This is a genomic window from Sphingomonas sp. LY54, assembly GCF_035594035.1.
Lineage (GTDB): Bacteria > Pseudomonadota > Alphaproteobacteria > Sphingomonadales > Sphingomonadaceae > Allosphingosinicella.
The window spans coordinates 216330-241807 of sequence record NZ_CP141588.1; the positions used below are offsets into that span (position 1 = coordinate 216330).

The 25478-nt window shown below is 66.8% G+C and carries 23 protein-coding genes; 12 read left to right on the forward strand and 11 right to left on the reverse strand.

Annotated features, from left to right (window positions below):
- Nucleotides 1-20 precede the first annotated feature (20 nt).
- The gene (locus SH591_RS01145; protein ID WP_324750167.1) at nt 21-530 is read left to right on the forward strand and encodes a tetratricopeptide repeat protein; all 510 of its coding nucleotides are present in this window, start codon (nt 21-23) and stop codon (nt 528-530) included.
- On the opposite strand, the gene rsmA is transcribed toward SH591_RS01145, so the two are convergent.
- The 4 genes from rsmA to SH591_RS01165 are packed head-to-tail and all read right to left on the reverse strand — an operon-like array spanning nt 527 to nt 5899.
- Nucleotides 527-1348: a 16S rRNA (adenine(1518)-N(6)/adenine(1519)-N(6))-dimethyltransferase RsmA gene (gene rsmA, locus SH591_RS01150; RefSeq protein WP_324750168.1), complete on the reverse strand. Its 822-nt coding sequence runs from the start codon at nt 1346-1348 to the stop codon at nt 527-529. The two genes, SH591_RS01145 and rsmA, sit on opposite strands and share 4 nt — an antisense overlap.
- The gene (gene pdxA, locus SH591_RS01155; RefSeq protein ID WP_324750169.1) at nt 1345-2331 is read right to left on the reverse strand and encodes a 4-hydroxythreonine-4-phosphate dehydrogenase PdxA; all 987 of its coding nucleotides are present in this window, start codon (nt 2329-2331) and stop codon (nt 1345-1347) included. The genes rsmA and pdxA overlap by 4 nt, the downstream gene beginning before the upstream one ends.
- A gap of 18 nt (nt 2332-2349) precedes the next feature.
- Nucleotides 2350-3699, reverse strand: coding sequence for a peptidylprolyl isomerase (locus SH591_RS01160; RefSeq protein ID WP_324750170.1), 1350 nt, complete (start codon nt 3697-3699; stop codon nt 2350-2352).
- Between the two features lie 52 nt (nt 3700-3751).
- Nucleotides 3752-5899 (reverse strand): LPS-assembly protein LptD, encoded by a 2148-nt coding sequence (locus SH591_RS01165; protein WP_324750171.1) that lies wholly within the window; start codon nt 5897-5899, stop codon nt 3752-3754.
- A 241-nt stretch (nt 5900-6140) separates the two neighbouring features.
- On the opposite strand from SH591_RS01165, the gene SH591_RS01170 reads away from it, so the two are divergent.
- The 3 genes from SH591_RS01170 (at nt 6141) to ndk (ending at nt 8581) form a co-directional block, all read left to right on the forward strand.
- Nucleotides 6141-7622, forward strand: a complete 1482-nt coding sequence (locus SH591_RS01170; RefSeq protein WP_324750172.1) for a leucyl aminopeptidase — start codon at nt 6141-6143, stop codon at nt 7620-7622.
- A 12-nt stretch (nt 7623-7634) separates the two neighbouring features.
- A complete protein-coding gene (locus tag SH591_RS01175) occupies nt 7635-8072 on the forward strand; it encodes a DNA polymerase III subunit chi (protein ID WP_324750173.1) in 438 nt (145 codons plus the stop codon).
- 86 nt (nt 8073-8158) lie between these two features.
- A complete protein-coding gene (gene ndk, locus SH591_RS01180; RefSeq protein WP_324750174.1) occupies nt 8159-8581 on the forward strand; it encodes a nucleoside-diphosphate kinase in 423 nt (140 codons plus the stop codon).
- Here ndk and SH591_RS01185 read toward each other — a convergent pair whose 3' ends face one another.
- The 3 genes from SH591_RS01185 to purM are packed head-to-tail and all read right to left on the reverse strand — an operon-like array spanning nt 8582 to nt 11287.
- Complete coding sequence (locus tag SH591_RS01185; RefSeq protein WP_324750175.1) at nt 8582-9223, reverse strand: hypothetical protein; 642 nt, start codon at nt 9221-9223, stop codon at nt 8582-8584.
- Nucleotides 9224-9252: 29 nt separating this feature from the next.
- Complete coding sequence (purN, locus tag SH591_RS01190) at nt 9253-10191, reverse strand: phosphoribosylglycinamide formyltransferase (protein WP_322830419.1); 939 nt, start codon at nt 10189-10191, stop codon at nt 9253-9255.
- Nucleotides 10184-11287 carry a phosphoribosylformylglycinamidine cyclo-ligase gene (gene purM / locus SH591_RS01195; protein WP_324750176.1) on the reverse strand — a complete coding sequence of 368 codons (1104 nt, stop codon included), beginning with the start codon at nt 11285-11287 and terminating at the stop codon, nt 10184-10186. Before purM ends, purN begins: the two co-directional genes overlap by 8 nt.
- Before the next feature lie 93 nt (nt 11288-11380).
- Here purM and SH591_RS01200 point away from each other — a divergent pair, with 93 nt between their 5' ends.
- Genes SH591_RS01200 through SH591_RS01215 form a run of 4 tightly spaced genes read left to right on the forward strand, consistent with a single transcriptional unit; the run spans nt 11381 to nt 16879 of the window.
- Nucleotides 11381-12601 (forward strand): heavy-metal-associated domain-containing protein, encoded by a 1221-nt coding sequence (locus SH591_RS01200; protein WP_324750177.1) that lies wholly within the window; start codon nt 11381-11383, stop codon nt 12599-12601.
- Between the two features lie 7 nt (nt 12602-12608).
- A complete protein-coding gene (locus SH591_RS01205) occupies nt 12609-13229 on the forward strand; it encodes an HdaA/DnaA family protein (protein WP_324750178.1) in 621 nt (206 codons plus the stop codon).
- A gap of 2 nt (nt 13230-13231) precedes the next feature.
- Nucleotides 13232-15400 (forward strand): RNA degradosome polyphosphate kinase, encoded by a 2169-nt coding sequence (locus SH591_RS01210; protein WP_324750179.1) that lies wholly within the window; start codon nt 13232-13234, stop codon nt 15398-15400.
- Between the two features lie 6 nt (nt 15401-15406).
- Nucleotides 15407-16879 carry a Ppx/GppA family phosphatase gene (locus SH591_RS01215; RefSeq protein ID WP_324750180.1) on the forward strand — a complete coding sequence of 491 codons (1473 nt, stop codon included), beginning with the start codon at nt 15407-15409 and terminating at the stop codon, nt 16877-16879.
- Here the strand turns inward: SH591_RS01215 and SH591_RS01220 are convergent.
- Nucleotides 16876-17175 carry an I78 family peptidase inhibitor gene (locus tag SH591_RS01220; RefSeq protein ID WP_324750181.1) on the reverse strand — a complete coding sequence of 100 codons (300 nt, stop codon included), beginning with the start codon at nt 17173-17175 and terminating at the stop codon, nt 16876-16878. The genes SH591_RS01215 and SH591_RS01220 overlap by 4 nt on opposite strands.
- A complete protein-coding gene (gene rnd, locus SH591_RS01225; protein ID WP_322830426.1) occupies nt 17172-18344 on the reverse strand; it encodes a ribonuclease D in 1173 nt (390 codons plus the stop codon). Before rnd ends, SH591_RS01220 begins: the two co-directional genes overlap by 4 nt.
- Nucleotides 18345-18451: 107 nt before the next feature.
- Here rnd and aspS point away from each other — a divergent pair, with 107 nt between their 5' ends.
- The 3 genes from aspS (at nt 18452) to SH591_RS01240 (ending at nt 21743) form a co-directional block, all read left to right on the forward strand.
- Entirely contained in the window at nt 18452-20266 is a 1815-nt protein-coding gene (aspS, locus tag SH591_RS01230) for an aspartate--tRNA ligase (protein WP_324750182.1), read from the forward strand.
- A gap of 124 nt (nt 20267-20390) precedes the next feature.
- The gene (locus tag SH591_RS01235) at nt 20391-21167 is read left to right on the forward strand and encodes a polyphosphate kinase 2 family protein (RefSeq protein WP_324750183.1); all 777 of its coding nucleotides are present in this window, start codon (nt 20391-20393) and stop codon (nt 21165-21167) included.
- Between the two features lie 72 nt (nt 21168-21239).
- On the forward strand, nt 21240-21743 hold the full coding sequence (locus SH591_RS01240; RefSeq protein ID WP_324750184.1) for a hypothetical protein: 504 nt from the start codon (nt 21240-21242) through the stop codon (nt 21741-21743).
- Here SH591_RS01240 and greB read toward each other — a convergent pair whose 3' ends face one another.
- Together greB and SH591_RS01250 are read right to left on the reverse strand one after the other, a co-directional pair.
- On the reverse strand, nt 21744-22241 hold the full coding sequence (gene greB, locus SH591_RS01245; RefSeq protein ID WP_322830430.1) for a transcription elongation factor GreB: 498 nt from the start codon (nt 22239-22241) through the stop codon (nt 21744-21746).
- 13 nt (nt 22242-22254) lie between these two features.
- Nucleotides 22255-23643, reverse strand: a complete 1389-nt coding sequence (locus SH591_RS01250) for a M20/M25/M40 family metallo-hydrolase (protein WP_324750185.1) — start codon at nt 23641-23643, stop codon at nt 22255-22257.
- Between the two features lie 110 nt (nt 23644-23753).
- On the opposite strand from SH591_RS01250, the gene ettA reads away from it, so the two are divergent.
- Nucleotides 23754-25433 (forward strand): energy-dependent translational throttle protein EttA, encoded by a 1680-nt coding sequence (gene ettA, locus SH591_RS01255; protein ID WP_322830432.1) that lies wholly within the window; start codon nt 23754-23756, stop codon nt 25431-25433.
- Nucleotides 25434-25478: the final 45 nt, after the last annotated feature.

Sequence of the window (25478 nt, forward strand, 5' to 3'; positions counted from 1 at the left end):
GACAGATCATGGAGACTTTGATGCGCCTCACGCCCATTGCCCTTTCGGTGGCCATCGCGCTGGCGACCATGGCGAGCGCGGGCCACAGCCAGCGCCCTGACGACCAGATCGACGCGCGCTCCGTGGCTTTGCTCCAGCAGGGCCAAGCGCAGACCGCTTCCGGCCAATATGACGCCGCGATCGACTCGCTGGAGAGCTCGCTCGCGGTCGACCCGCGCAACCGCGGCGCTTATGTCGCTCTCGCGCGGGTGGCGCAGGCGCAGAAGCTGCCGGGCAAGGCGATCAAGCTCTACGGCGAAGCGCTCGTGGTCGAGCCCAACGATGTCACCGCTCTCGCCGGTCAGGGCGAGGCCTTGATGCAGCGCGGCGCGGTCGAGCGCGCCAAGCGCAACCTCGAAAAGATAAAGACGGTCTGCAAGAACCCGTGCCCGCAAGCCACCACCCTCGCCGCCGTGATCGCGAAGGGTCCGCCGGCCGAGGCGATTGCCGCGCGCACGCAGGAAACGCCGCCGACGCCTGCGAAGAACTAAGCGTCCATCGTCCGCGCGATCGCGACGAACTCGTCGACGGCGAGGGTCTCGGCGCGGCGCTGCGGATCGATGCCGAGCGCCTCCAGCGCCTCGAGCGCCCCGGGCAACCCCTTGAGGCTCTGGCGCAGCATCTTGCGGCGCTGGCCGAACGCGGCTCCAGTCACCTTCTCGATCGTCGCGGCGCGCACGCCTGCGGGCGCCTCGTGCGGGACGATGTGGACCACGGCCGACATGACCTTGGGCGGCGGCACGAAGGCCGAGCGGTGGACTTTCATCGCCAGCTTGGCCGTGCTGCGCCACTGCGCGAGCACCGCAAGGCGGCCGTAAGCCGATCCGCCGGGCTTCGCCGCGATCCGTTCGGCGACTTCCTGCTGGAACATGAGGGTGAGCGATCGCCAGAAAGGCGGCCATTCCTCGCCGCCGAGCCAGCGCACCAGCAAGGCCGTGCCGACATTGTAGGGGAGATTGGCGACGATATGGGCGCCGACGCCGACCGTGGCGGCTTCGGCGATGGCGAGCGCATCCCCCTCGATCACGTGCAACCGGCCGTCCGACGCCTCGTTCAGTTCCGCCAGGGCAGGCAGGCAGCGGCGGTCGCGCTCGACGGCGGTGACCTCGGCCCCCGCGCCCAGCAGTGCGCGGGTCAGGCCGCCCGGGCCCGGCCCGACCTCGTAAACGCGCTCCCCCGCCAGATCGCCCGGGATGCGGGCAATGCGGTCGAGCAACTGCCCATCGAGCAGGAAATTCTGGCCGAGCGCCTTGGACGCGCTGAGGCCGTGGCGCGCAATTACCTCGCGCAGCGGGGGGAGGGGCTTCACGCCTGGCCGATGCGCTGGGCGGAAACGAAGGCGGTCTTGAGCGCAGCGATCATCGCCCCGGGCCGGGCTTGGTCGCGTCCTGCAATGCCGAAGGCGGTGCCGTGGTCGGGTGACGTCCGCACGATCGGCAGGCCAAGCGTCATGTTGACGCCCTCGTCGAAATGGAGGGTCTTCAAAGGCACCAGGGCCTGATCGTGATACATGCAGAGCGCCACGTCGTAATCGGCGCGAGCCCGGGCGTGAAACATCGTGTCGGCCGCAAGCGGGCCGATGACGTCGAAGCCTTCCTCGCGCAGCCGTTCGATCGCAGGGATGATCACGTCGATCTCCTCGCGGCCGAGCGCGCCGTCCTCGCCGGCATGGGGGTTGAGCCCCGCCACCGCGAGGCGCGGCTGCTCGATCCCGAACTGGCGCTGGAGCCCGCGCACCGTCGCGCGTCCCTTGGCGACGATGCGATCGATCGTGAGCGCCTCGGGCACGTCCCTATAGGGGATGTGCACGGTGACCGGGACGGTCTTGAGCGACGGCCCGACCAGCATCATCGCGACGAGCTCGCTGGAGACGCCGCAGCGCTCGGCGACGAATTCGGTCTGCCCGGCATGGACGAAGCCAACCGCATAGAGCTGGGCTTTCGACACGGGACCCGTCACGAGCCCCGAGGCCGCGCCAGAGCGGGTCAAGCCGACGGCGAGCTCGAGCGCGTCGAGGGCGCTACGCGCACCTTCGAGTTCTGGTGAGCCCGGGCGGATGTCGCCCATGCCACCGCCGACTCGAATGACCGGCAGCGCCTCGCCAAAGCAGGCGTGCGCTTCTTCGGGACTGGCAATGGCTTCGACCCGACCGCTCCAGACGGCGCGGATCGCCTCGCAATCGCCGACCGCAAAGAAGGGCGGCACGCCGGCGGCGTGCCGCTGTTCCCACGACTTGGCGATAATCTCAGGCCCGATCCCGGCCGGATCACCCAGCGCTACGGCGAGGGGCATCGGCAAGGCGCTGTCTCCTCAGCGATAATCGACCACCGCATCGCGGCGCAGGTCGCGGAGATAGCGCTGGGCGCGGCGGTTGACGCGCTGCTCGGAGAGCTGGGCGAAGACCTGATCGCGCGACGGGCCTGAGGACGTGTCGGGATCGTCACGGCCGCACAGGACGAGCACGCGCACGCCGTCTTCGACCGAACCGAACGGCGTGGTCGCCTGGCCGATGCTCAGCGCGAGCAGCATGTCCTGCAAAGGCTTGGGGAGATCGCGGACGCGAACCTGGTCGCTGGACACGACTTCGGCCCCGATCTTGGCGGCCGCTGCGTCGGCGCCGCCGCAACCGCCCATCGTCCGGGCGGTCTGCGCGAGCCGCTCGACGAGCGGCGACGCGCTCTGCTGCGTCGAGCCCGCCGGGAAGCTGATCGACACCTGCTTGAGGCTGAGCGTCGCGTCGCGCGGATCGGCGGTCAGGATCTGGCGCGTATCCTGGACGGCGATGATCGAGAAGCCGCCGGGAACCGCGATCGGATTGCTGACCTGCCCGACCGGAAGCACACGTGCGGCTTCGGCAAGCGATTCGGGCAATTGCTCGGCACGGACCCAGCCGAGGTCGCCGCCGACCGCAGCGGTCGAGGCTTCCGAGAACTGGCGTGCATAAGCGAGGAACGATGCGCCGCCGCGGATCTGCTCGACGATCCGCATGGCGTTGGCCTGCGTCTCGGCCGCCGTTTCCGGGGTAGAGGACAGGAAGATTTCGCCGATGCGGAATTCCTGGGCGCCCTTGGACGCCTGCAGTCGCTCGATGATCTGCGTCACTTCCTCTTCGGCGACGTTGACGAACGGCTCGATCTGGCGGCGCTGGAGGCGCGTCCAGGCGATTTCGCCGTGGATCTGGCGCTTGATCGACCGGTCGGACGATCCATTGGCGCGCAGGAAGGTCTCGAACTCCTTCGGCGAGCGCCGCAAATTCTGGGCATATTGCGTGTAATAAGCCTCGATCTCGCGCGGCTCGACCTTGATGTCGGCAGCCTCGGCGGCCTGGATCTGGAGCGTCTCGTCGACGAGGTTGCGCAGGACCTGCGCGCGCAGGCGCTGCATTTCCTCCGGCGGAATCTTGGTCCCGCCATTGGCGATGATGATCAGCGCGAGGCGGTGGTCGACGTCGGTGCCGGTGATGACCGAGCCGTTGACGATTGCGGTCGCCTTGCGGATCGACGGATCGTCATTGCCGAAGAATTGCGGATTGGTCGGAATATTGAGGGCCGTCGAGGGCGGGGGCGCATCGTCGCCAACCGTCTGCGCCACGGCCGCCGCGGCCGCAACAGACCCGGCAAGCATCAACGCCGCCCTACCGAAAGTGCCGAGCTTCATCATTCCTCCAATAAAAGCAGGCATCTCATATGCCGCAATTTGCATGAACCGCAGCTTAGCGGCCCAAATTCTTGAGCGCCACCCGGAACAGGAAGGTGTTCCCCCTCCGGAAGTCGCCGGTCGTGTCATAGTCGCGGCGCCACGTAACGCCGATCTCGATGCAGTCGTCGTCATAGGCGACGCCGAGCCTGTGGCGCACCGGCTCATAGCCGTCGGCGACCAGGAACGGATCCTCTTCCTTGTCGCTCAAGTCGACCACGGTCGATCCGAACACCGACCAGTAATCGGCGAACTTCACGCGCGCGCCGAACCTCAGTTCCTCGCGGTCGCGCAGATCCTCGATCGTCGGATCGATGTTGCGGTTGAGGCGCAGGTAGCTGATCGTCGCATAGGTCTCGCGGCCGCCGAACACCGTGTCGATCTCGTTGCGGCGGACGGCGAGGCTGTCCTTGTCGAGCCGGAACCGGTGGGTGAGGCTGAGCTTGCGGCCGACCTTGACCGTCGTGCGGCCGACGAAATCGGAGAAGCGGTCGGAGAGGCCGGTGCCGGCCGGGAGGATGATCGGCTTGTGGTCGAGCCGGTAGCTCTGGCCGATCGTGGTGCGCACCGCGATCCCGGGCAGGTCGAACGCCCAGTCGGCGCCGTAGGTGATGCGGGCGCCATCCTCCCACCGGTCGTAACCGGGGAAGCGGTTCAATGCGAAGAGATTGGAATCCTCGAGATCGACCGAGCGCGCATCCTCGTTGGGGATGCTGAGGTTCTTGGTCTCCGGCGAGAGCACCAGCTGGACCCGCGGCGTGAGGCGCTGGGTCCCACCCATGAAGGTGCCGACGAACGGCCAGCGGACGTCCGCCGCCAGCGCCGCAATGCCGCGCGCGTTCCAGCCTTCGTCGCCGCGATACATGATCGTCGAGGTGAGCTCGGTATCGCCGGTATGGTAGACGTCGCCGCGCACATAGGCAGTCAGCGTGAGTTCCTGCCCCATGCCGGTGATGCTGCGGCGGTCCCAGCGCGCGCTGGCGAAGGCGCGTTGCGTGTCCTGTCCCTCGGTGCGGAGGATGGCGAGGCTGTTTGCCTGCAGCTCGATCTTGCCGGCCCAGACCGGATCGTCGAAGCGGAACCGCGCATCGATCGCCGGCAGCGCGATCGGCTGCTGCCCGGCAATGTCGGTGGTGCGCAGGCCCTGGAACCCCCAGCCCGCGATCGAGATGTAGGAATCGTCGCTGATCCGCTCGGCATTGATGAAGCTGCGCAGGCGGTCGTCGCGCGAGATATCGTAGCGGCGCAGGAACGTGCGGTCGGTCACGTAGCGGCCCGACGCGGTGATGCTCCATAAAGGATCGAGCTGGAACTTGCCATTGCCCTCGAGATAGGCGCGGATGCCGCGGCTGCTCTCGTCGCTGATCGAGTTGATGGGCACTCGCCGGCCTTCGGTGATGAAGCCCCCGACCTGGAACGCGCCGAGTTCGGTCAGTTGCCGGTAACGGCCCTCCAGCATCGGCAGCACGTCGGTAAAGACGTGCGGCGTCAGCGTGAGGTCCCTGTTGGGCGCGAGCTTGAAATAATAAGGAAGGCTGAGCTCGAGGCCGTTGCTGCGGCTGATCCGGATATCCGGCACCAACAGGCCGCTGCCGCCGCCCTCGCTGCCGTCGGGATGGGACAGGCCGGGCAAAGCGACGATCGGCACCCCGAACAGGTTGAGGCTCGCGCCTTCGTAGCGGATGCGATTCTTGACCGGGTCGTGCACGACCTTGACCGCATTGATCTGCCAGGTCGGGTTCTTGGGACAGCCGTCCTCGGTGACCACGGCGCAAGGGGAGTAAGCGGCGCGGTAGAGGGTGGTGATGCCCTCGCGGCGCTCGCCGCGGTCAGCAGCGAGGCGCCCGCCATCCTCGAGCACGACCAGCAGATTCGCGACGACGCCGTCGCGCAAAGTATCCGTCAGCATCACGCTGTCGCCATAAGCGGCGTCGCCCTGCGGGTTGACGATGCGGACGTTGCCCTCGGCGCGGACTTCGCCGCTCTGCCGGTTCCAGCTCACCTTGTCGGCGCGAAGCGCATTGCCTTCGGTCGTCATGCGGACGTTGCCCGACGCAGTCACGATATCGCTATTGTTGTCGTAGGTCAGCGTGTCGGAGCTGAATGCGACCTCGCGTTCGTCGGCCGCCGCAGGGGCTGGCTGCGCGTCCTGCGCAAGCGCCACCGTGGGCGCGCACAGCAAAAGAGGGAGAGCCGTACGGCAGAGGAGAGTTAGTTTCTTCACGATTTCCGCAACATTGGCCCCGTACGCGAAGCTGGGAGCCTATCGCACCACAAGTCGTTCCCTGCAATGGCGGAAGCGCGCCGGGGCCATGGCTTCGTGACTGCTACCCCTTTGCCAGCGGCGGTCCGTGCGCCTATCAGGGCGGCCATATGCTCGTTCGAGCCAGGAGGTTTCCAAGTCCATGAAAGTCAGTTTCGCCGCCCAGCGCCCCGCAGGCTCCTTCGCGCTGGCCATTCCCGTCTGGGGCGAGGACATGCTCGCCGGCCGGCTCGGCAGCCTCGATGAGGCCGGACGCCAGCTCGCCGCCCGCGCCGCCGAGGCGCAGCGCTTCGAGCGCGAGGCCGCCAGCATCGCCGAGACCTTCGTCAGCGAAGGCGACGCGGCCCGCCGCCTGCTGCTCATCGGCCTCGGCGGCAAGCGCGACGACGATGCCCTGTACGAGCGCGTCGGCGGCGCCCTGACGGCCAAATTGCTGACATCGGGCGAGACCCGGCTCGTCGTCGATCTCGGCGGGCTGAACCTCGACGCCGACGCCGCCGCCAAGATCGGCTTCGGCGCCGCGGCGCGGGCATGGCGCTACGACAAATATCGTACCAAGCTCAATCACAAGGCCAAGCCGACCCTGACCGAGATCGTCATCGTCGGCGCGGGCGAGGGTGCCGACCAGGCCTGGGCCGACAAGGCGGCGCTGCTCGAAGGCATCGCGCTCACCCGCGAGCTGGTCACCGAGCCCGCCAACATCATCTACCCCGAAAGCTTCGTCGAGCGCGTCCGCGCCGATCTGGAAGGCACCGGCGTGGAAATCGAAGTGCTCGACGAGGCCAAGATGGCCGAGCTCGGCATGGGCTCCTTGCTCGGCGTCTCGCTCGGCTCGGCGCGCCCGCCGCGCTTGCTCGCGATGCGCTGGAACGGCGCCGGGGATGCGTCCAAGAAGCCGGTCGTGTTCATCGGCAAGGGCGTGACGTTCGATACGGGCGGCATCTCGATCAAGCCGGCCGCCGGCATGGAATCGATGAAGTGGGACATGGGCGGCGCTGGCGCCGTCGCGGGCGCGATCAAGGCGATCGCCACGCGCAAGGCCAGGGCGAACGTGGTCGGCATCTGCGGCCTCGTCGAGAATATGCCCGACGGCAAGGCGCAGCGCCCGGGCGACGTCGTCACCTCCATGTCCGGCCAGACGATCGAGGTGATCAACACCGACGCCGAGGGCCGCCTGGTGCTGTGCGATGCGATGACCTGGGCCCAGCGCACCTACAAGCCGGAATATATGGTCGATCTCGCCACGCTCACCGGCGCGATGATCATCTCGCTCGGCTATGAATATGGCGGGATGTTCTCGAACGACGACGGCCTGGCCGGGAAGCTCGCCGATGCCGGCTACAAGACCGGCGACAAATTGTGGCGCTTTCCGCTTGGCGAGGCCTACGACAAGATGATGGACTCGCCGATCGCCGACATGAAGAACAGCGGCGCGCGCGAGGCCGGATCGATCACCGCGGCGACCTTCCTGCAGCGCTTCGTCGAGAACGGCACCAAATGGGCCCATCTCGACATTGCTGGCATGGTCTGGGCCAACAAGCCGGGTCCGCTCTGGGACAAGGGTGCGACCGGCTACGGCGTCGCCTTGCTGGACCGCTTCGTCGCCGACAATTTCGAGGACTGAGCGAACGGGCCCATGCTCGTCGATTTCTATCATTTGGCCGCCTCGCCGCTGGAGAGGGTGCTGCCGCGCATCTGCGAACGGCTCCTCGACGGCGGGGAGCGGCTGCTGATCGTCGCCGACGCGGAGCGGCTCGACGCGCTCGACGCCTTGCTGTGGAGCTACGCCCGCGAATCCTTCCTGCCCCACGGACGCAGCGGCCAGACCGGCGCGGACGAGCAGCCGATTTTGATTTCCGCCACTCCAGGGGCAGCCAACGGCGCCGAGAATATCGCGCTTGCCGACGGGCAATGGCGCGACGAGGCGCTCGCCTTCAAGCGCGCCTTCTACTTTTTCGACCATGGCCATCTGGACGCCGCCCGTGCCAGTTGGCGGGAGCTGAAGGACAGGCCCGAGGTCGAGCGCCGCTACTGGAAGCAGGACGAGGCCGGAAAGTGGGTGCAGGGACCGTAACGCCGCTGCCTGCCGCGCTTGCGGTTTGGCGCAGCCCCGCCTAGAGAGCGCGCCAATTCAACCCCATCATTGGAGCTTTTCCGGCCATGGCGACCGAACGCACTTTCTCGATCATCAAACCCGATGCCACCCGCCGCAACCTCACCGGTGCGGTCACCAAGATGCTCGAGGATGCCGGCCTGCGCGTCGTCGCCTCGAAGCGCATCCACATGACCAAGGAGCAGGCCGAGGGCTTCTACGCGGTTCACAAGGAGCGCCCCTTCTTCAACGATCTCGTCTCGTTCATGATCTCCGGCCCGGTCGTCGTCCAGGTTCTCGAAGGCGAGAACGCCGTCGCCAAGAACCGCGAAGTGATGGGCGCCACCAACCCGGAGAATGCCGACGAGGGCACGATCCGCAAGGTCCACGCCGAGTCGATCGAAGCCAATTCGGTTCACGGTTCGGACAGCGCCGAGAACGCCAAGATCGAGATCGATTACTTCTTCAAGCCGGAAGAGATCGTCGGCTGATCAATCCTTCCCCGGTTTGGCCGGGGGAGACGGATTGCGCGATTTCCAGATCGCGTCGAGACGGGCCTGGGCGCTGGACGCCCGGGCCCGTTCTATTTGGGAAAGTCCGCGCAGAACGACGTCGCTGTCGAGCAGGCCGCGGTCGATCCGGTAGCCGACGTCGTAAAGCGCGACGTCCTCGTAGGTCGTGCCGTCGACCACGAACCGCGTGGCGATCGCGATCGGCAGGCGGAGGTCGCCGGACGTGGATGCGGGCGAACCGACCTTCCTCACCGCATCCTCGATCCATCCGGCCTCGATGCGCGGCTCGATCACGGCGTCGATCGGGCGCGCCTCGATCGCGGTCGGGAAGCGGATTGTCAGGCCCTGGATCACCTGGTCGCCGTCGGCGGGCGCCAATAGCAATTGCTTCCCGTCGCGGCTCGCCGTCGCCTTAAGGAGCACGGTCTGGGCGCGCGCGGCCTTGTCCTGCTTCTCCGCCTGGCGCTCGGCCTCGGCCGCGGTTCGCTCGCGATAGCTGTTCCAGAAGGTAAGGCCGGAAATCACCACCGCCACGACGGCCAGCACTTCGCCCAGGGTGATCCAGCGGCGCCGGATCGCGGCGGCTTCGGCAGCCTGTTGCGGGGTCTCCTTTTCGGACATGCCTTGCTCCGCCTCCTGCGCCGGGTGGTTTAGATCAACTCCGCCAGCTTGCGCGGCGCGGCAAGCCGCCAGCTCTTCAGCAGCCACTGGTCGACATGGTCCCAGTCGGTCTCGCCCGTGTCCAGCCGCAAGCCGATCCAGCCGGAAGGCCCGAGATACGCCGGCCGGTAATAAAGGTCGGGTTCCGCCTCGATCAGCATCGCCTGCTCTTCCTCGCCGCTGGTCTTGACGAGGATCGCGGTGATGCCGTCGCCATGATGGTCGCGGGTGAAATAGCAGAACATCTTGCCGCCCGTGACGGTGAAGCTCGGCATGCCATGCGAGGTCTTTTCCTCGGCCGCGGGCAGAGCGAGGGCGAGGCTGCGCACCTTGTCGAGCAGCCCTTCGGGGCTGGTTTCGCGGGTGACGAGATCGGCGAGAATGCGCGGATACAGCTGGTGCTCGGCGATCAGGACGCGCGCTGCGAGGCTGGCCGGCGTGTCGCCGTCGAGCACGGCCACTTCGGTGCGGCCCAGCACCGGGCCGTCATCCAGTTCGGCGGTGACGAGATGGACCGAGCATCCCGCCACACGGTCTCCGGCGGCAATGGCGCGGGCATGGGTGTCGAGCCCCTTATAAGCGGGCAGGAGAGAAGGGTGGATGTTGATCATCCGGCCTTCCCAGCGCGCAACGAATTCTTCCGACAGGATCCGCATATGCCCGGCGAGCGCGACATAGGTCACGCCCGCCTTGCGTAATTGTTCGTCGAGGATCGTGTCGTAATCGGCGCGCTTCATGCCCTTGTGGCTGAGCCCGAATGTCGCGACCCCTTCCGCCGCCGCGACCTTCAGGCCGGGCGCGTCGGGATCGTTGGCCGCGACCAATACGATCTCGTAAGGGCAGTCGGGCTGGCGGGCGGCGTAGAGAAGGGCGGCCATGTTCGAGCCGCGCCCTGAAATGAGGACCCCGACCCGGGCCTTCTCAGCCATGATGCGTTGCGGTCCAGGGCGCCTTGGCACTCCAGCTCTCGCCCGAACCGACCACGGTGCAGCCCTTCTCGCCCTCGGCGATGCGGCCGATTGTGAACACGGTTTCGCCTACGGCCTCGAGATCGGCGGTGACCGCGTCGGCCTGCGCAGCGGGGACGACCACCGCCATGCCGATACCGCAGTTGAAGGTGCGCGCCATCTCGCCGGGCTCGATATGACCCTGCGCCTGGAGGAAGGCCATCAGTCGCGGCTGCGGCCAGGCGTCGGCATCGACGAAGGCGTGCAGGCCGTCGGGCAGGACGCGCGGGATATTCTCGAGCAGCCCGCCGCCGGTGATGTGGGCGAGGGCGCTGACGCGACCGCTGCGCACGATTGGAAGCAAGGATTTCACGTAGATGCGAGTCGGCTCGAGGAGGGCCTCGATCAGCAGCTTGTCCTGATCGAACAGAGCCGGGCGGTCGAGCTTCCACTCCTTGTCGGCGGCGAGGCGGCGGACCAGCGAGAAACCGTTGGAATGAATGCCCGAGGAGGCCAGGCCGAGGATGACGTCTCCCGCGGCGACCCTGGTGCCAGTCAGCGCGGCGTCGCGCTCGACGGCGCCGACACAGAAGCCCGCGAGGTCGTAATCGCCTTCGGCATACATGCCCGGCATCTCGGCGGTCTCGCCGCCGATCAGCGCGCAGCCTGCAATCTTGCAGCCTTCGGCGATGCCGGCGATGACCCGCTCGGCGACGCCATTCTCGAGCCGGCCGGTCGCGAAATAATCTAGAAAGAAGAGCGGCTCGGCGCCCTGGACGATCAGATCGTTGACGCACATCGCGACGAGATCGATGCCGACGCCGTCGTGACGGCCCGAGTCGATCGCGAGCTTCAATTTGGTGCCGACGCCGTCGTTGGCCGCGACCAGCAGCGGATCCCGATAGCCGGCCGCCTTCAAATCGAAGAATCCGCCGAATCCCCCGAGCGACGCATCGGCGCCGGGGCGGGCCGTGGATTTGGCCAGCGGCCCGATGGCTTTTACCAGCGCATTGCCGGCCGCGATCGACACACCCGCCTTGGCGTAGGTGTAGGATTCTTGCTGTTCGTTCTCGCTCATGCGGGCCGACTACCCACATCGCGCTTGGATTTCCACGTTTCTGTCGCCAAAAGGCGTCTCGTGAAGCTTTTCAGTCGTCCTTTCCCCACCGCATTGCTGGCTGTCGCCCTCGTTTCGGCGGGAGGCGTGCTCTACGCGCAGCTCGAAGGCGCCGATCGCGGCGTCCCGCCGATCGACAGTGCCAGCACTCTCGAAGTGACCGGCGTGCAGGTCGATGTGTCCGCCAAGACCGGCGAGGAAGCGCGCTACGAGGGCTGGCGCCAGGCGCAGGGCCTCGGCTGGAAGGCCTTGTGGGCCAAGACCACGGGCCGTCCGCGCAGCGAGGCGCCGAACCTGCCCGATTCGGTGCTGAACTCGATCGTCTCGGGAATCATCATCGAGGAAGAGCAGATCGGGCCGAAGCGCTACATCGCGCGGCTCGGCCTGCTGTTCGACCGTGCCCGCACCGGCCAGATGCTTGGCGGCGGGCAGGGGATCGCGCGCCGCTCGGCGCCGATGCTGGTCATCCCGGTCCTGCAGAGCGGCTCTAGCCTCTACAGCTTCGAATTCCGCAACGAATGGCAGAAAGCCTGGGCGCGCTTCCGCACCGGGGGCAGCGCCATCGACTATGTCCGCCCGGTCGGGTCGGGGATCGATCCCCTGCTGCTCAACGTCGCGCAGGCCAGGCGGCCCGGCCGCGGCTGGTGGCGGCTGCTGCTCGACCAGTATGGCGCGGCCGACGTGGTCGTTCCCGAGGTCCATCTGAAGCGCCTCTATCCCGGCGGCCCGGTGATCGGCACCTTCTCCGCGCGCTTTGGCCCGGACGACCGCCTGCTCGACCGCTTCACTCTGCGCGTCGAGAATAGCGCCTCGCTGCCGCGCCTGCTCGACGAGGGCGTGCGCCGGCTCGATCTGGCCTATACGGAGGCGCTCAACGCCGGCCTGCTCCGGCCCGATCCCTCGCTCGTGATCGAGGAGCCGGCATTGGTCGAGGAGATCGCCGACCAGATCGAGGCGGCGACCACGGCCACCAACGCACCGGCGCCTTCGGGACCCGTGCCGGTCGGCGCGGCGGCCATGTTCAGCATCCAGGTCGACACGCCGAACGCCGGCGCCGTCAGCCAGGCAGAACTGTCGGTGAGCCGCATTCCGGGCGTCACCTCGGCCCTTACCACCAGCCTCGCGCTCGGCGGGACGTCGGTGATGCGCGTAACCTTCGTCGGCGACAGCGCCGCGCTCGCGACGGCGCTGCAAGGGCAGGGCTGGACGGTCACGGGCTCGGGCAACACGCTGCGCATATCGAGGCCAGGCGCCTCCCCCCCGAGTGGCGAATAGGCAGGCCGTGAACCAGATCGCGCTGCCGCTGGACTGGCCGGTGGCAGACACGGACGACGATTTCCTCGTCTCCGGCGCCAATCAGGCCGCTTTCGAGCATTTCAAGCACTGGTCACTGTGGCCGGTGATGGCGACCATTTTGACCGGGCCGCGCAAGTCGGGCCGCAGCCTGCTCGGCCGGATATTTGTCCGCAAGACCGGTGGCCGCCTGTTCGACAATGCCGAGAGCCATGACGAGGAAGCCCTGTTCCACGCCTGGAACCAGGCCCAGGAGACGCGCAGGCCGTTGCTGATCATCGCCGACGCACCGCCGCCGCAATGGCAGATCGCGCTGCCGGACCTGCGCTCGCGCATGACCGCGACTCCGCATGTGGCGATCGACCAGCCCGACGACGCGCTGCTGGGCGATCTGATCGTGAAGCTGCTCGGCGACCGCGGCGTCGCGGCTCCCCCGGAGCTGGCCGAATATCTGGTCCCCAGGATCGAACGATCTTATCTGACCGTTCAGAGGATCGTCGATATACTGGACCGGGAGATGCTGCTGCAGCATCGCCGGATGACCGTACCCATGGCGCGCCGCGCGCTGACGGAGGCGGGCCTTATCAAGCGAGCGAGGTATCGGGATTGACGATGGATAGTGCCGCGGCCTCCTCTCCGGCCAACGACCAAGGCCCGCAGCGGGGCGCGAAGGAAACGCACGACCGCTATTTCAACCGCGAGCTTTCCTGGCTCGCGTTCAACCGGCGCGTGCTGGAGGAAGCGTGCAATCCGGTCCATCCGCTGATCGAGCGGCTGCGCTTCCTGTCGATCTCGGGCAACAATCTCGACGAATTCTTCATGGTCCGCGTCGCCGGCCTTAAGGGCCAGCAATTGCTCAACGTCGAGGAGCGTTCGGCCGACGGGCTGACGCCGGCCCAGCAGCTCGTCCGGATCGGCGACGAGGCCGACCGGCTGACCTCCTCGCAGCAGCAGGTGTGGCGAGAACTGCGGCTCGCTTTGTACGAGGCCGGTGTCGAGGTGATCAGCAGCCGCGCCGAGCTCGACGACGATGCGGCGGTGTGGCTCGACCGCTATTTCCAGGAGCAGATCTTCCCGGTCCTTACGCCGCAGGCGATCGACCCGGCCCATCCGTTCCCGTTCATCCCGAACAAGGGCTTCTCGCTGATCTTCGACCTGAAGCGCCTTTCGGACGGCGAGCCGATCCGCGAGCTGCTGATGGTCCCGACCACCTTGCCGCGCTTCGTCCGCGTGCCCGGCGAATCGGCGCGCTACATTGCGATCGAGTCGTTGATCCGCCGCCACATCTCGACGCTTTTCCCGGGCTACGAGAAGCTCGGCGGCGGCGCCTTCCGCATCATCCGCGACAGCGACATCGAGGTCGAGGAGGAAGCCGAGGACCTCGTCCACTTCTTCCGCAGCGCGATCAAGCGCCGCCGCCGCGGCCGCGTGATCCGGCTCGAGCTGGAAGAGGGCATTCCGGATCTACTCGAGGCGATGGTGCGCACCGGCCTCAACGCGACCGACGCGCTCGTGTTCGAGTCGACCGGCTTCCTCGGCATCGCCGACTTGGCCGCCATGGTCGAGGAAGACCGGCCAGACCTCAAATTCCCGCCTTTCACGCCGCGCTTCCCAGAGCGGATCCGCGAGCATGGCGGCGATTGCTTCGCGGCGATCCGCGACAAGGACATCGTCGTCCACCATCCTTATGAGAGCTTCGACGTCGTCATCGCCTTCCTGCGCCAGGCGGCCGAGGACCCGGAAGTGGTGGCGATCAAGCAGACGCTCTACCGCGCCGGCAAGCAGTCGGCGATCATCCGCGCCCTGATCGACGCCGCGGAGGCGGGCAAGTCCGTAACCGCTGTCGTCGAGCTCAAGGCGCGGTTCGACGAGGAGCAGAATCTGCTCTGGGCCAATGCGCTCGAGCGGGCCGGCGTCCAGGTCGTCTACGGCTTCATCGACTGGAAGACCCACGCCAAGGTCTCGATGGTCGTCCGCCGCGAGGAAAAGGGCTACCGGACCTACTGCCACTTCGGCACCGGCAACTACCATCCGGTCACGGCGCGCATCTACACCGACGTGAGCTTCTTCACCGCCGACCCGCGGATCGGCCGCGATGCGGCGCAATTGTTCAACTACATCACCGGCTATGTCGAGCCGCGCGAGCTCGAGCTGCTGACCATGTCGCCGCACGGCCTGCGTGACGAACTGGTCGGGCTAATCGAGCAGGAGATCGTCAACGTCCGCGAGGGCCGCCCGGGGGAGGTTTGGGCCAAGATGAACTCGCTGGTCGATCCGGCGATCATCGACAAGCTCTACGAGGCGAGCCAGGCGGGCGTGGAGGTCGACCTGATCGTACGCGGCATCTGCTGCCTGCGGCCTGGCGTGCCGGGACTGTCGGACAATATCCGGGTCAAGTCGATCGTCGGCCGCTTCTTGGAACACAGCCGCATCTGGGCGTTCGGCAACGGCGAGGAGCTGCCCAATCGGGGCGCGCTCGTCTATGTCAGCTCGGCCGACTGGATGCCGCGCAACTTCGATCGCCGCGTCGAATATATGCTGAAGATCGAGAACCCGACCGTCCATGCCCAGATCCTCGACCAGGTGATGGTCGCCAATCTGATCGACAATGAGCAAAGCTGGCGCCTGGGCCCGGATGGAAGCTACGAACGGCTCTCACCGGATGGCGACAAGCCATTCAACCTTCACCGCTATTTCATGACCAATCCATCGCTTTCCGGCCGCGGCGCGGCGTTGCGCAGCAGCGGCGCGGTGCCCAAGCTCCGTCTCCGCCGTCACTGATCCTCGATGTCCCCGACCAACCAGGATAGCGTTGCGATCGTCGACATCGGGTCGAACTCGGTGCGCCTCGTCGTCTATTCGGGGCCGACCCGCATTCCCGCCATCGTCTTCAACGAAAAGGTCATGGCCGGCCTCGGCAAGGGGGTCGGGCCGGGCGAGCCCTTGATAGCCGAGGCGCAGGACCGCGCGCTGGCGGCACTCGAGCGCTTCTACTTGCTGACCCGCCAGATGGGCGTCTCCCGCACCCGCGTCGTCGCGACGGCGGCGGTGCGCGACGCCTCCAATGGCGCCGAGTTCCTGGCCCGCGTCCGCGCCATCGGCTTCAAGCCTGAGCTGCTGACCGGCAAGCAGGAGGGGCTACTGGCCGGGCAGGGCGTGCTGTCCGCCATTCCGGAGGCGGACGGCATCGTCGGCGACCTTGGCGGCGGCAGCCTCGAACTGGTCGACGTCAAGGAGGGCAAGGTGCGGCGTAGCGCGTCGCTGCCTCTCGGGGTCCTGCGCATCGCACCGCTCCTGAAGAAGGGGGACGGCGCGCTTGCCCGCAAGGTCGCGCGGGCGGTCGAAGATGCGGGCTTTGCCGAGCTCGGCCGCAAGCGCCCCTTCTACATGGTCGGCGGCTCGTGGCGCGCGCTCGCCCGCCTCGACATGCTGCTCACCCATTATCCGCTGCCGATCACACATCATTACAGCCTCGCGCCGCGCCGGCTCCCGGAGCTCGAGCGGACGATCGAGGAGGTCGGCAAGGCCGATCTGAAGACTTTGCCCTCGATGTCGGTGTCGCGCGTGCCCGCGCTGCCGGCCGCGACCGCATTGCTGGGCGACCTCTTCGAGACGATCCGGCCGAGCGCCCTGCTCGCGTCGAGCTTCGGCATCCGCGAGGGCCTTCTCTACGATGCGCTGTCGCCGGCGGTGCGGAAGGTTGACCCGCTGATTGCGGCGGCGCGCCAGATCGGTGCCGAACTCGGCCGCTTTCCCGAACATGGCGACGTGCTCGATCGCTGGATCGGTCCCGTCTTTGACGACGATCCGCCGGCGATGGCGCGGTTGCGGCTCGCTGCGTCCTTGCTGTCCGACATCGCCTGGCAGACCAACCCCGATTTCCGCGCCGAGCGCGGCGTCGAGATCGCCCTCCACGGCAATTGGGTGGGGATAGACGGGCCGGGCCGGGTCATCATGGCCCAGGCGCTGTTCTCCAATTTCGGCGGCGGGCGGAGCTTCGGCACGACACCGGTGGCGAAATTGTGCACGCCGGACCAGCTCACCCGTGCCTCGCAATGGGGCCTCGCAATGCGGCTCGCCCAGCGTCTGAGCGGCGGCCTTGTCACCAGCCTCGAGCGCAGCCGCCTCGTCCGCAAGGGCGACATGCTGCGGCTCGAGCTGCGCCGCGAGGACGAAGCGCTTTACGGCGAGACGGTGGAACGACGGCACAAGACGCTTGCGGCCGCCCTCGGCCTGTCGCCGGTCGCCGTGATGGTCTAGCCGCAGCGGATCGCGATGACCCGGTTCCGCTCGTCGAGCTGGATGTTGAGGCGGTCCTCGCGATATTCCATCGTCACCATCTGGCCGGGCCGCAGCCAGCGCACCATTCCCGCACCGGAGAGGCGCTGAGCCTCGGCAGCGAGGGCGGCGGTCGCAGCTTGGCCGACCAGCTTTTGCGCCGCCACCGCATCGCAGCTCCCGGCGCCATGGACCGGCAGCACCGACTCGCTCTCGGCAGGAACCGTCGCACAGCCCGTGGCCGCAAGCGCCACGGCACCCATCAGCATCCGCATCATTCGCTCTCCGTCCGAGTCATCGCCAGCTTGCCGTTCTTGATCGCGAAGGCGAGCCGCCCCTCGACCAGGTCCAAAGCATCGCGCCCGAATTCCTCGAAGCGCCAGCCCTCGAGAATCGACAGGCCTTCGCGGCGCCCGGCCGCCAGCAGCTCCAGTTCCTCCGAACGGGCGACGAGCTTGGCGGCGACGTTGCTCTCGCGTGCCCGGATCTTGAGCAGCAATTTGAGCAAATCGGCGACGAGCGCGCCTTCCTTGCCGAGGCCCGGCTGGCGGTCCTCCCGCACCGGCATTTCCGAGGCGGGGAGGGGGTGGGCGGAGGCGAGCGCGTCCATCATGCGCGCGCCGATATCGTTGTTGCGCCAGCCAGCGGAGAGCCCGCGCACACGCGCCAGCGCTTCCTGGTCGGCCGGCGGATGGGCGGCCACGTCGGCGAGCGTCTCGTCCTTCATGATCCGGCCGCGCGGCAGATTCTTGGAGCGCGCTTCGAGCTCGCGCCAGGCGGCGAGCGCCTTCAGCCGGCCCAGCACTTCGGGCTTGCGGCTCGCAACGCGCACGCGCTTCCAGGCCTGGGCCGGGTCGTTCGCATAATTGGCGGCGTCGCCGAGCCGCTCCATTTCCTGGTCGAGCCAGGCGCCGCGCCCCGTCTTGCGGAGCTTCTGCAGCATCTTCGGGAAAAGCGTGGCGAGATAGGTCACGTCGCCGATCGCATAGTCGATCTGGCGCTTGTCGAGCGGCCGCCGGCCCCAGTCGGTGAAGCGCGCACCCTTGTCGAGGCTTTTGCCGAGCAGGCTTTCGACCAGGTTCGAATAGCCGATCTGCTCGCCGAGCCCGAGCGCCATCGCCGCCACCTGGGTGTCGAACATCGGGTGCGGCGTGCCGCCGGTGAGATTGTAGATGATCTCCAGATCCTGCCCGCCGGCATGGAAGACCTTGAGCACGTCCTCATTGTTGACCAGCAGGTTGAGCAGAGGCGTCAGGTCGATGCCTTCCGCCTTGGGGTCGATGGCGGCCGCTTCCTCCGTATTGCCGATCTGCACGAGGCAGAGATCGGGCCAGAAGGTGTTTTCGCGCATGAACTCGGTGTCGACCGCGACGAAGTCCGATTTGGCGAGGCGCTCGCAGAGCTGGAGCAGCGATTCGCTGTCGGTGATAAGGGGATGTATGTGCATTGCCGGCCCTCATAGCGGCGGGCTCGGCGCTTGACAAAGAGGCGCTCGCCAAGCGAAGCGCTCCCATCCTTTTTTAGCAAATCGCTTAATTCCGAAAGCCAGCCCCCATGCACGCCTATCGCACTCACAATTGCGCCGCGCTCCGCGCTTCTAACGTCGGTGAGCGCGTCAAGCTGTCGGGCTGGATCCACCGCAAGCGCGACCATGGCGGCGTGCTGTTCGTCGATCTGCGCGATCATTTCGGGATCACCCAGATCGTCGGCAAGGCCGGTACCGAGGCGCTGAAGACGCTCGATCACCTCCGCGCCGAATCGGTCGTGACGATCGAGGGCGAAGTCGTCGCTCGCGGCGCCGAGGCGACCAACGCCAACCTTCCCACCGGCGAGATCGAGATCGCCGCCGATATCGTCATCGTCCAGTCGGCGGCCGAGGAACTGCCGCTGCCGGTTGCCGGCGAGGCCGAATATCCCGAGGATATCCGCCTGCGCTACCGCTATCTCGATCTCCGCCGCGAGCGCATCCACAACAATATCGTGCTGCGCAGCCAGGTGATCAGCTCCCTCCGCCGCCGCATGATCGACCAGGGCTTCACCGAGTTCCAGACGCCGATCCTGACCGCGTCGAGCCCCGAGGGTGCGCGCGACTACCTCGTTCCCAGCCGCGTCCACCCGGGCAAATTCTATGCGCTCCCGCAGGCGCCGCAGATGTTCAAGCAATTGATCATGGTCGCCGGCTTCGACCGCTATTTCCAGATCGCGCCCTGCTTCCGCGACGAAGATGCCCGCGCCGACCGGTCCCCGGGCGAATTCTACCAGCTCGACCTCGAGATGAGCTTCGTCACCCAGGACGACGTGTTCAACGCGCTCGAGCCGGTGCTCGGCGGCGTGTTCGAGGAGTTCGCCAACGGCAAGAAGGTGACCCCGGCGCCGTTCCCGCGCATCCCGTTTCGGGAATCGATGCTTAAATACGGCTCGGACAAGCCGGACCTGCGCAACCCGATCGTCATTTCGGACGTGTCCGACCATTTCCGGGGCTCGGGCTTCGGCCTGTTCGCCCGGATCGTCGAGGGCGGCGGCGTGGTCCGGGCGATCCCGGCCCCGAACACCGCCGAGAAGAGCCGCAAATTCTTCGACGAGATGAACGATTGGGCGCGCTCGGAAGGCCATGCGGGCCTCGGCTACATCACCCAGAAGGGCGGCGAGCTCGGTGGACCGATCGCCAAGAACCATGGCGAGGAAGCGACCCGCAAGCTGATCGCCGATCTCGGCCTGGGCCCGGACGACGGCATCTTCTTCGCCGCCGGCAAGGAGAGCCAGGCCGCCAAGCTGGCCGGCGCAGCGCGCACGCGCACCGGCGAGCAGCTCGGCCTGATCGACGACAACGAGTTCAAATTCTGCTGGATCGTCGACTTCCCGATGTTCGAATATGACGAGGACGCCAAGAAGGTCGACTTCAGTCACAACCCGTTCTCGATGCCGCAGGGCGAGCTGGAGGCGCTGGAGACCAAGGATCCGCTCGATATCCTGGCTTACCAGTACGACATCGTCTGCAACGGCGTGGAGCTGTCGTCGGGCGCGATCCGGAACCACAAGCCCGAGATCATGTACAAGGCGTTCGAGATCGCCGGCTATTCCAAGGAAGATGTCGACACCAATTTCTCGGGCATGATCAACGCCTTCAAATTCGGCGCGCCGCCGCACGGCGGCTCGGCCCCGGGCATCGACCGGATGGTCATGCTGCTCGCCGGCGAGCCCAATATTCGCGAGGTCGTGCTCTTCCCGATGAACCAAAAGGCCGAGGATTTGATGATGGGCGCGCCTTCGCAAGTGTCGATGAAGCAGCTGCGCGAGCTCAACATCCGGATCGTCGAGCCGGCCGGTACGGCGAAGAAGGATCCCGCCAAGGTCGTGGCGCCGGAATAAGGCATGTGGAACGGAGGGCGTCGCGCCCTCCGTTCGGGCTGAGCTTGTCGAAGCCCATCCCTTTCCTCTACCGCGGTGACGAGAAGGAACGGCCTTCGACAAGCTCAGGCCGAACGGGGGTGCTGTGATCGATCTCTCCGCTTTCGAAGCCGGCGAAAAATATCCGGGCGATTACGAGCAGGATCTGGCGGAGGTGCAGGAACGCCTGTCGCGCATCCTGGTCGCCCATATCGTCCACAGGAAAGCCGCGATCATCGTCGTCGAGGGCTGGGACGCGGCGGGGAAGGGCGGAGCGATCCAGCGGCTGACCGCGAAATGGGATCCGCGCGCCTTCCAGGTGTGGCCGATCGCGGCGCCTAGCGACGAGGAAAGGGCGCGCCACTTCCTCTGGCGCTTCTGGACCAAGCTCCCGGCCAAGGGTGAGATCGCCGTGTTCGACCGCAGCTGGTACGGCCGCGTGCTGGTCGAGCGCGTCGAGGCCTTCGCCACCGAGCAGGAATGGCGCCGTGGCTTTGACGAGATCAACGAGTTCGAATGCCAGCAGGCGCAGGACGGCGTCACGATCGTCAAGCTCTTCTTCCACGTCACCCAGAAGGTGCAGGACAAGAGGCTGAAGGCGCGCCTCGACCATCCCTGGAAGCGCTGGAAGGTGAGCGCCGAGGATTTCCGCAACCGCGCCCGGCGGTCGGACTATTTCGACGCGGTCAAGGACATGTTCGCCCATACCGACACGCGCTGGGCGCCGTGGCAGGTGATCGACGGCAACAACAAGAAGGCCGCGCGGATCGCCGCCCTGACCAATATCGCCAACATGCTGGAGAAGGGCGTGTCGATGAAGCCGCCGCCGGCCGTGCCCGAAACGAAGGAGCTGGCACGCAAGGCATTCGGAGAAGATGGTTAACGCGCCGTAACGGAGCAACCTTTCCCGCCAATCATGGTTAAACCCGCGTCAACCAAATGCGGGAGATTGGCGATGCGGAGGACCACGCGCGCGCTCACGACCCTGCTGACGGCCGCCGCGGCCCTCGGCCTGTCCGCTTGCACCAGCTACGGCGATTATGGGTACGGGCCGGATTATGGGCCCGGGTCGGGATATGGCGCCGATTATGGTTACGGCCCTGATCAGGGCGACAGTATGGAACGCCGCTACGGCGGCTATGCTTATTATGGCGACGATTATGACCGCGAGGACTGGCGGGACGATTACGGCCGCTGGGACGAGGAGGACCGCGATTATTTCCGCTTCCCCGTCGCCGATCGCCTCGACCCGTGGCTCATCCATACCGAAGAGGGGAGGCGGATCGTCCGGCTTGGCTTCGACAGCGATGACGACGGGCGCCTGCGCGAGGACACGACCTTCCGCGCCAATGCTTGGTTCCGGCGCTATGCCGACACCAATCGGGACATGCGCCTGACCGACGAGGAAATCCGCCTCGGTCTCGTCCAGGCGTCGCGCGACCATGTTCGGCGCGGCTGATCAGCGGTAGTCGCCGGCCTCCGGATAGGCGATGGCGACGATCTCGAGCTCCTTGTCGCCGACGGGAAGCTGGACGCGGCGGAGGTCTCCGATGCGTGCGCCACGGACGGCGCGCGCGATCGGCGAGTTCCAGCTGATCCTGCCCGCGCTTGCATCGGCCTCGTCGTCGCCGACGAGGGTCACGACGCGCTCATTGTCGTCCTCATCGGCGAGGGTGACGGTGGCGCCGAAGAAGACGCGTTCGCGGTCGGGCTGGCTGGCCGGGTTGACCACGGTCGCCTTCGCCATCCGCTTGGAGAGCCAGCCGATGCGGCGATCGATCTCGCGCAATTTCTTGCGGCCGTAAATGTAGTCGCCATTCTCGGAGCGGTCGCCGTTGCCGGCCGCCCAGCTGATCGTCTCGACCAGCTTGGGCCGTTCGACCCCGAACAATTGCTCATATTCCTCGCGCAGCTTCCGGAAGCCGCTCGGCGTGATGTAATTGGGCTTGTCGCTCACGCGCCGTCCGCCCTCATTGCGCCGCGACCGGCGCCTTGCCGATCTCCTCCGGCGCGTTCGCCACGATCGACAGCATCGCCGTCCAAGCCGCGACATTCTGCCGAAGCTGCTCGGGATCGACCTTGTCGAGCGTGTCGTCCGGCGTGTGGTGATAGTCGAAATAGCGGGTGCCGTCCTGGTTGAGGTCGATCACCGCGATCCCGGCCGCCGCGAACTTGCTGACGTCGGCGCCGCCGCTGGCCTTGCCGGTGCCGCGGGCGATGCCGAGCGGGGCGAGCGCCGCCGCGACCCGATCGACCAGCGCGGCGTTGGCCGGAGCGACATTGCTCTGCATCCTCCAGATGCGGTCGGCGCCGAAATCGGATTCGGACACGAAGACGATATTCTCGTCCTTATGCGCGTCGAAATAAGCGGTGCCGCCGAACACGCCGACTTCCTCGGCGCCGGTCCAGATCACGCGGATCGTCCGGCGCGGCTTCCCCGCATCCATGATGCGCTTGGCCGCCGCGGCGGTGATCGCGACGCCCGCGGCATTGTCGATCGCGCCAGTGCCCAGATCCCAGCTGTCGAGGTGGCCGCCGATCACGATCACGCCTGCCTTGGGGTCGCTGCCCGGGACTTCGGCGACGACGTTGCCGGATTGGCGATTGCCGACCCAGCGCGGGGTCAGCACCAGTTTCATCGTCACCTCCTTGCCGCGCTTGAGCACGCGTTCGAGCTGCTCGCCGTCATTGACCGAGAGCGCGCCGGCGGGGATCGCCTGTACGCCCTCGGGCCAGCTCGTCATGCCGGTATGGGGATGCCGGTGATGATCGGTGCCGACCGATTTGATCACGACCGCTGCCGCGCCCTTGCTGGCCGCGATGCCGGGCCCGGAGAAGCGGGCCGGCCCGAAATAGCCATAGCCCGAGCCGTCCTGGGTCGGGCGCATGTCGTGGGTGATGTAGACGATCTTGCCCTTCACCTTGGCCGGGTCGGCGGCGCGGAGGTCGGCGAGGCTGGCGAAGGCGACGATCTCGGCGGTGACGCCGGCGGCCGGCGTCGCGCCGCTGCGGCCGAGCGCTGCGACCTTCAGCGGCTGCGGGAAGGGGGCAAGGATCTCGGCGCTTTCGTCGCCGCGCGTCCAGACTGGCATCTCATAGTGCTCGATGCGGACGTTGCTGAAGCCGAGCGCCTTCAGTCTCGCGACCGCCCATTGCCGCGCCCGAGCCTCGGCTTCGGTGCCGGCGAGGCGCGGGCCGATCTCGGTCGTCAGCCCCTCGACGATGTCCCAGGCGAGGTCGTCCTTAAGCGCGGCGTCGCGCAGGCGCTCGACCGAGGCGGCGCCCTTCTGCGCAGGAGCGGCCGCGGGGACTGCTAGAAGGAGAGGGAGGGCGGCGGCGGCGAGGAGGCGCTTGTTCATGGCGGAGGGCTTAAGGATCGATCCGTCGTTTGCCAATCCCGCCGCCGCACACTAGGTAGGCGCCCAAGCACCCCTTTTCAAAACAGCATTAATCCGGAGACCCGCGCCACATGGCTGCCCAGTACGCCTTTGTCATGAAGGACATGACCAAAACCTTCCCCGGTGCCCCGAAACCGGTGCTGAGCAACATCAACCTGCAATTCTATTTCGGCGCCAAGATCGGCATCGTCGGCCCGAACGGCGCCGGCAAGTCGACCTTGATGAAGATCATGGCTGGCATCGACACGGAGTTCACCGGCGAGGCCTGGCCGGGCGAGAACATCACCGTCGGCTATCTGCCGCAGGAGCCCCAGCTCGATCCCGCCAAGACGGTGCTGGAGAACGTCCGCGAGGGCGCGAAGGAAGTCGCCGACATGGTCGACCGCTTCAACGCCATCTCGGCAGAGATGGGCGAGCCAACGGACGAAACCGATTTCGACGCTTTGATGGAGGAAATGGGCGATCTCCAGGCCAAGATCGACGCGGTCGACGGCTGGTCGCTCGACAGCCAGCTCGAAGTGGCGATGGAGGCTTTGCGCTGCCCCCCGTCCGATGCCTCGGTCGACAACCTCTCGGGCGGTGAAAAGCGCCGCGTCGCGCTCACCCGCCTGCTCATCCAGAAGCCGTCGATCCTGCTGCTCGACGAGCCGACCAACCATCTCGATGCGGAGAGCGTCGAATGGCTGGAGAACCATCTCAAGGAATATGCCGGCGCGGTGCTGATGATCACCCACGATCGCTATTTCCTCGATAACGTGGTCGGCTGGATCCTCGAGCTCGATCGCGGGAAATACTTCCCGTACGAGGGCAATTACTCGACCTACCTGGAGAAGAAGTCCAAGCGCCTCGAGCAGGAGGAGCGCGAGGAATCCGGCCGTCAGAAGGCGATCAAGGACGAGCTCGAGTGGATCCGGCAGGGTGCCAAGGCCCGCCAGACCAAATCGAAGGCGCGCATCGCCAAGTTCGACCAACTCGTCGAGGCGCAGCAGAACCGCACGCCGGGCAAGGCGCAGATCGTCATCCAGGTGCCCGAGCGCCTCGGTGGCAAGGTCATCGAGGTCAACAACGTCTCCAAGGCCTATGGCGACAAATTGCTGTTCGAGGACCTGAGTTTCTCCCTCCCGCCCGGCGGAATCGTCGGCGTGATCGGTCCCAACGGCGCCGGCAAGTCGACGCTGTTCAAGATCATCACCGGAGCCGAGCAGCCGGACAGCGGCAGCATCGACATCGGCCCGACCGTCCACCTCGGCTATGTCGACCAGAGCCGTGACCATCTCGACGGCAAGAACAACGTCTGGCAGGAAATTTCCGACGGGGCCGATTATGTGAAGGTCAACGGCCACGACATGTCGACCCGCGCCTATGTCGGCGCCTTCAACTTCAAGGGCGCGGACCAGCAGAAGAACGTCGGCAAGCTGTCCGGCGGCGAACGCAACCGCGTTCACATGGCCAAGATGCTGAAGCGCGGCGGCAATGTCCTCCTGCTCGACGAGCCGACCAACGATCTCGACGTCGAGACGCTGGGCGCCCTCGAGGAGGCGATCGAGAATTTCGCCGGCTGCGCCGTGGTCATCAGCCACGACCGCTTCTTCCTCGATCGTCTCGCGACCCACATCCTGGCCTTCGAAGGCGACAGCCACGTCGAATGGTTCGAGGGCAATTTCGAGGCCTATGAGGAAGACAAGCGTCGCCGCCTGGGCGATGCCGCCGATCGCCCCCACCGGATGAGCTACAAGAAGCTTACCCGCTAGGGGATCGGGATCGCTCCTGCTTCACGTCGGTTTAACAGCCGAAGT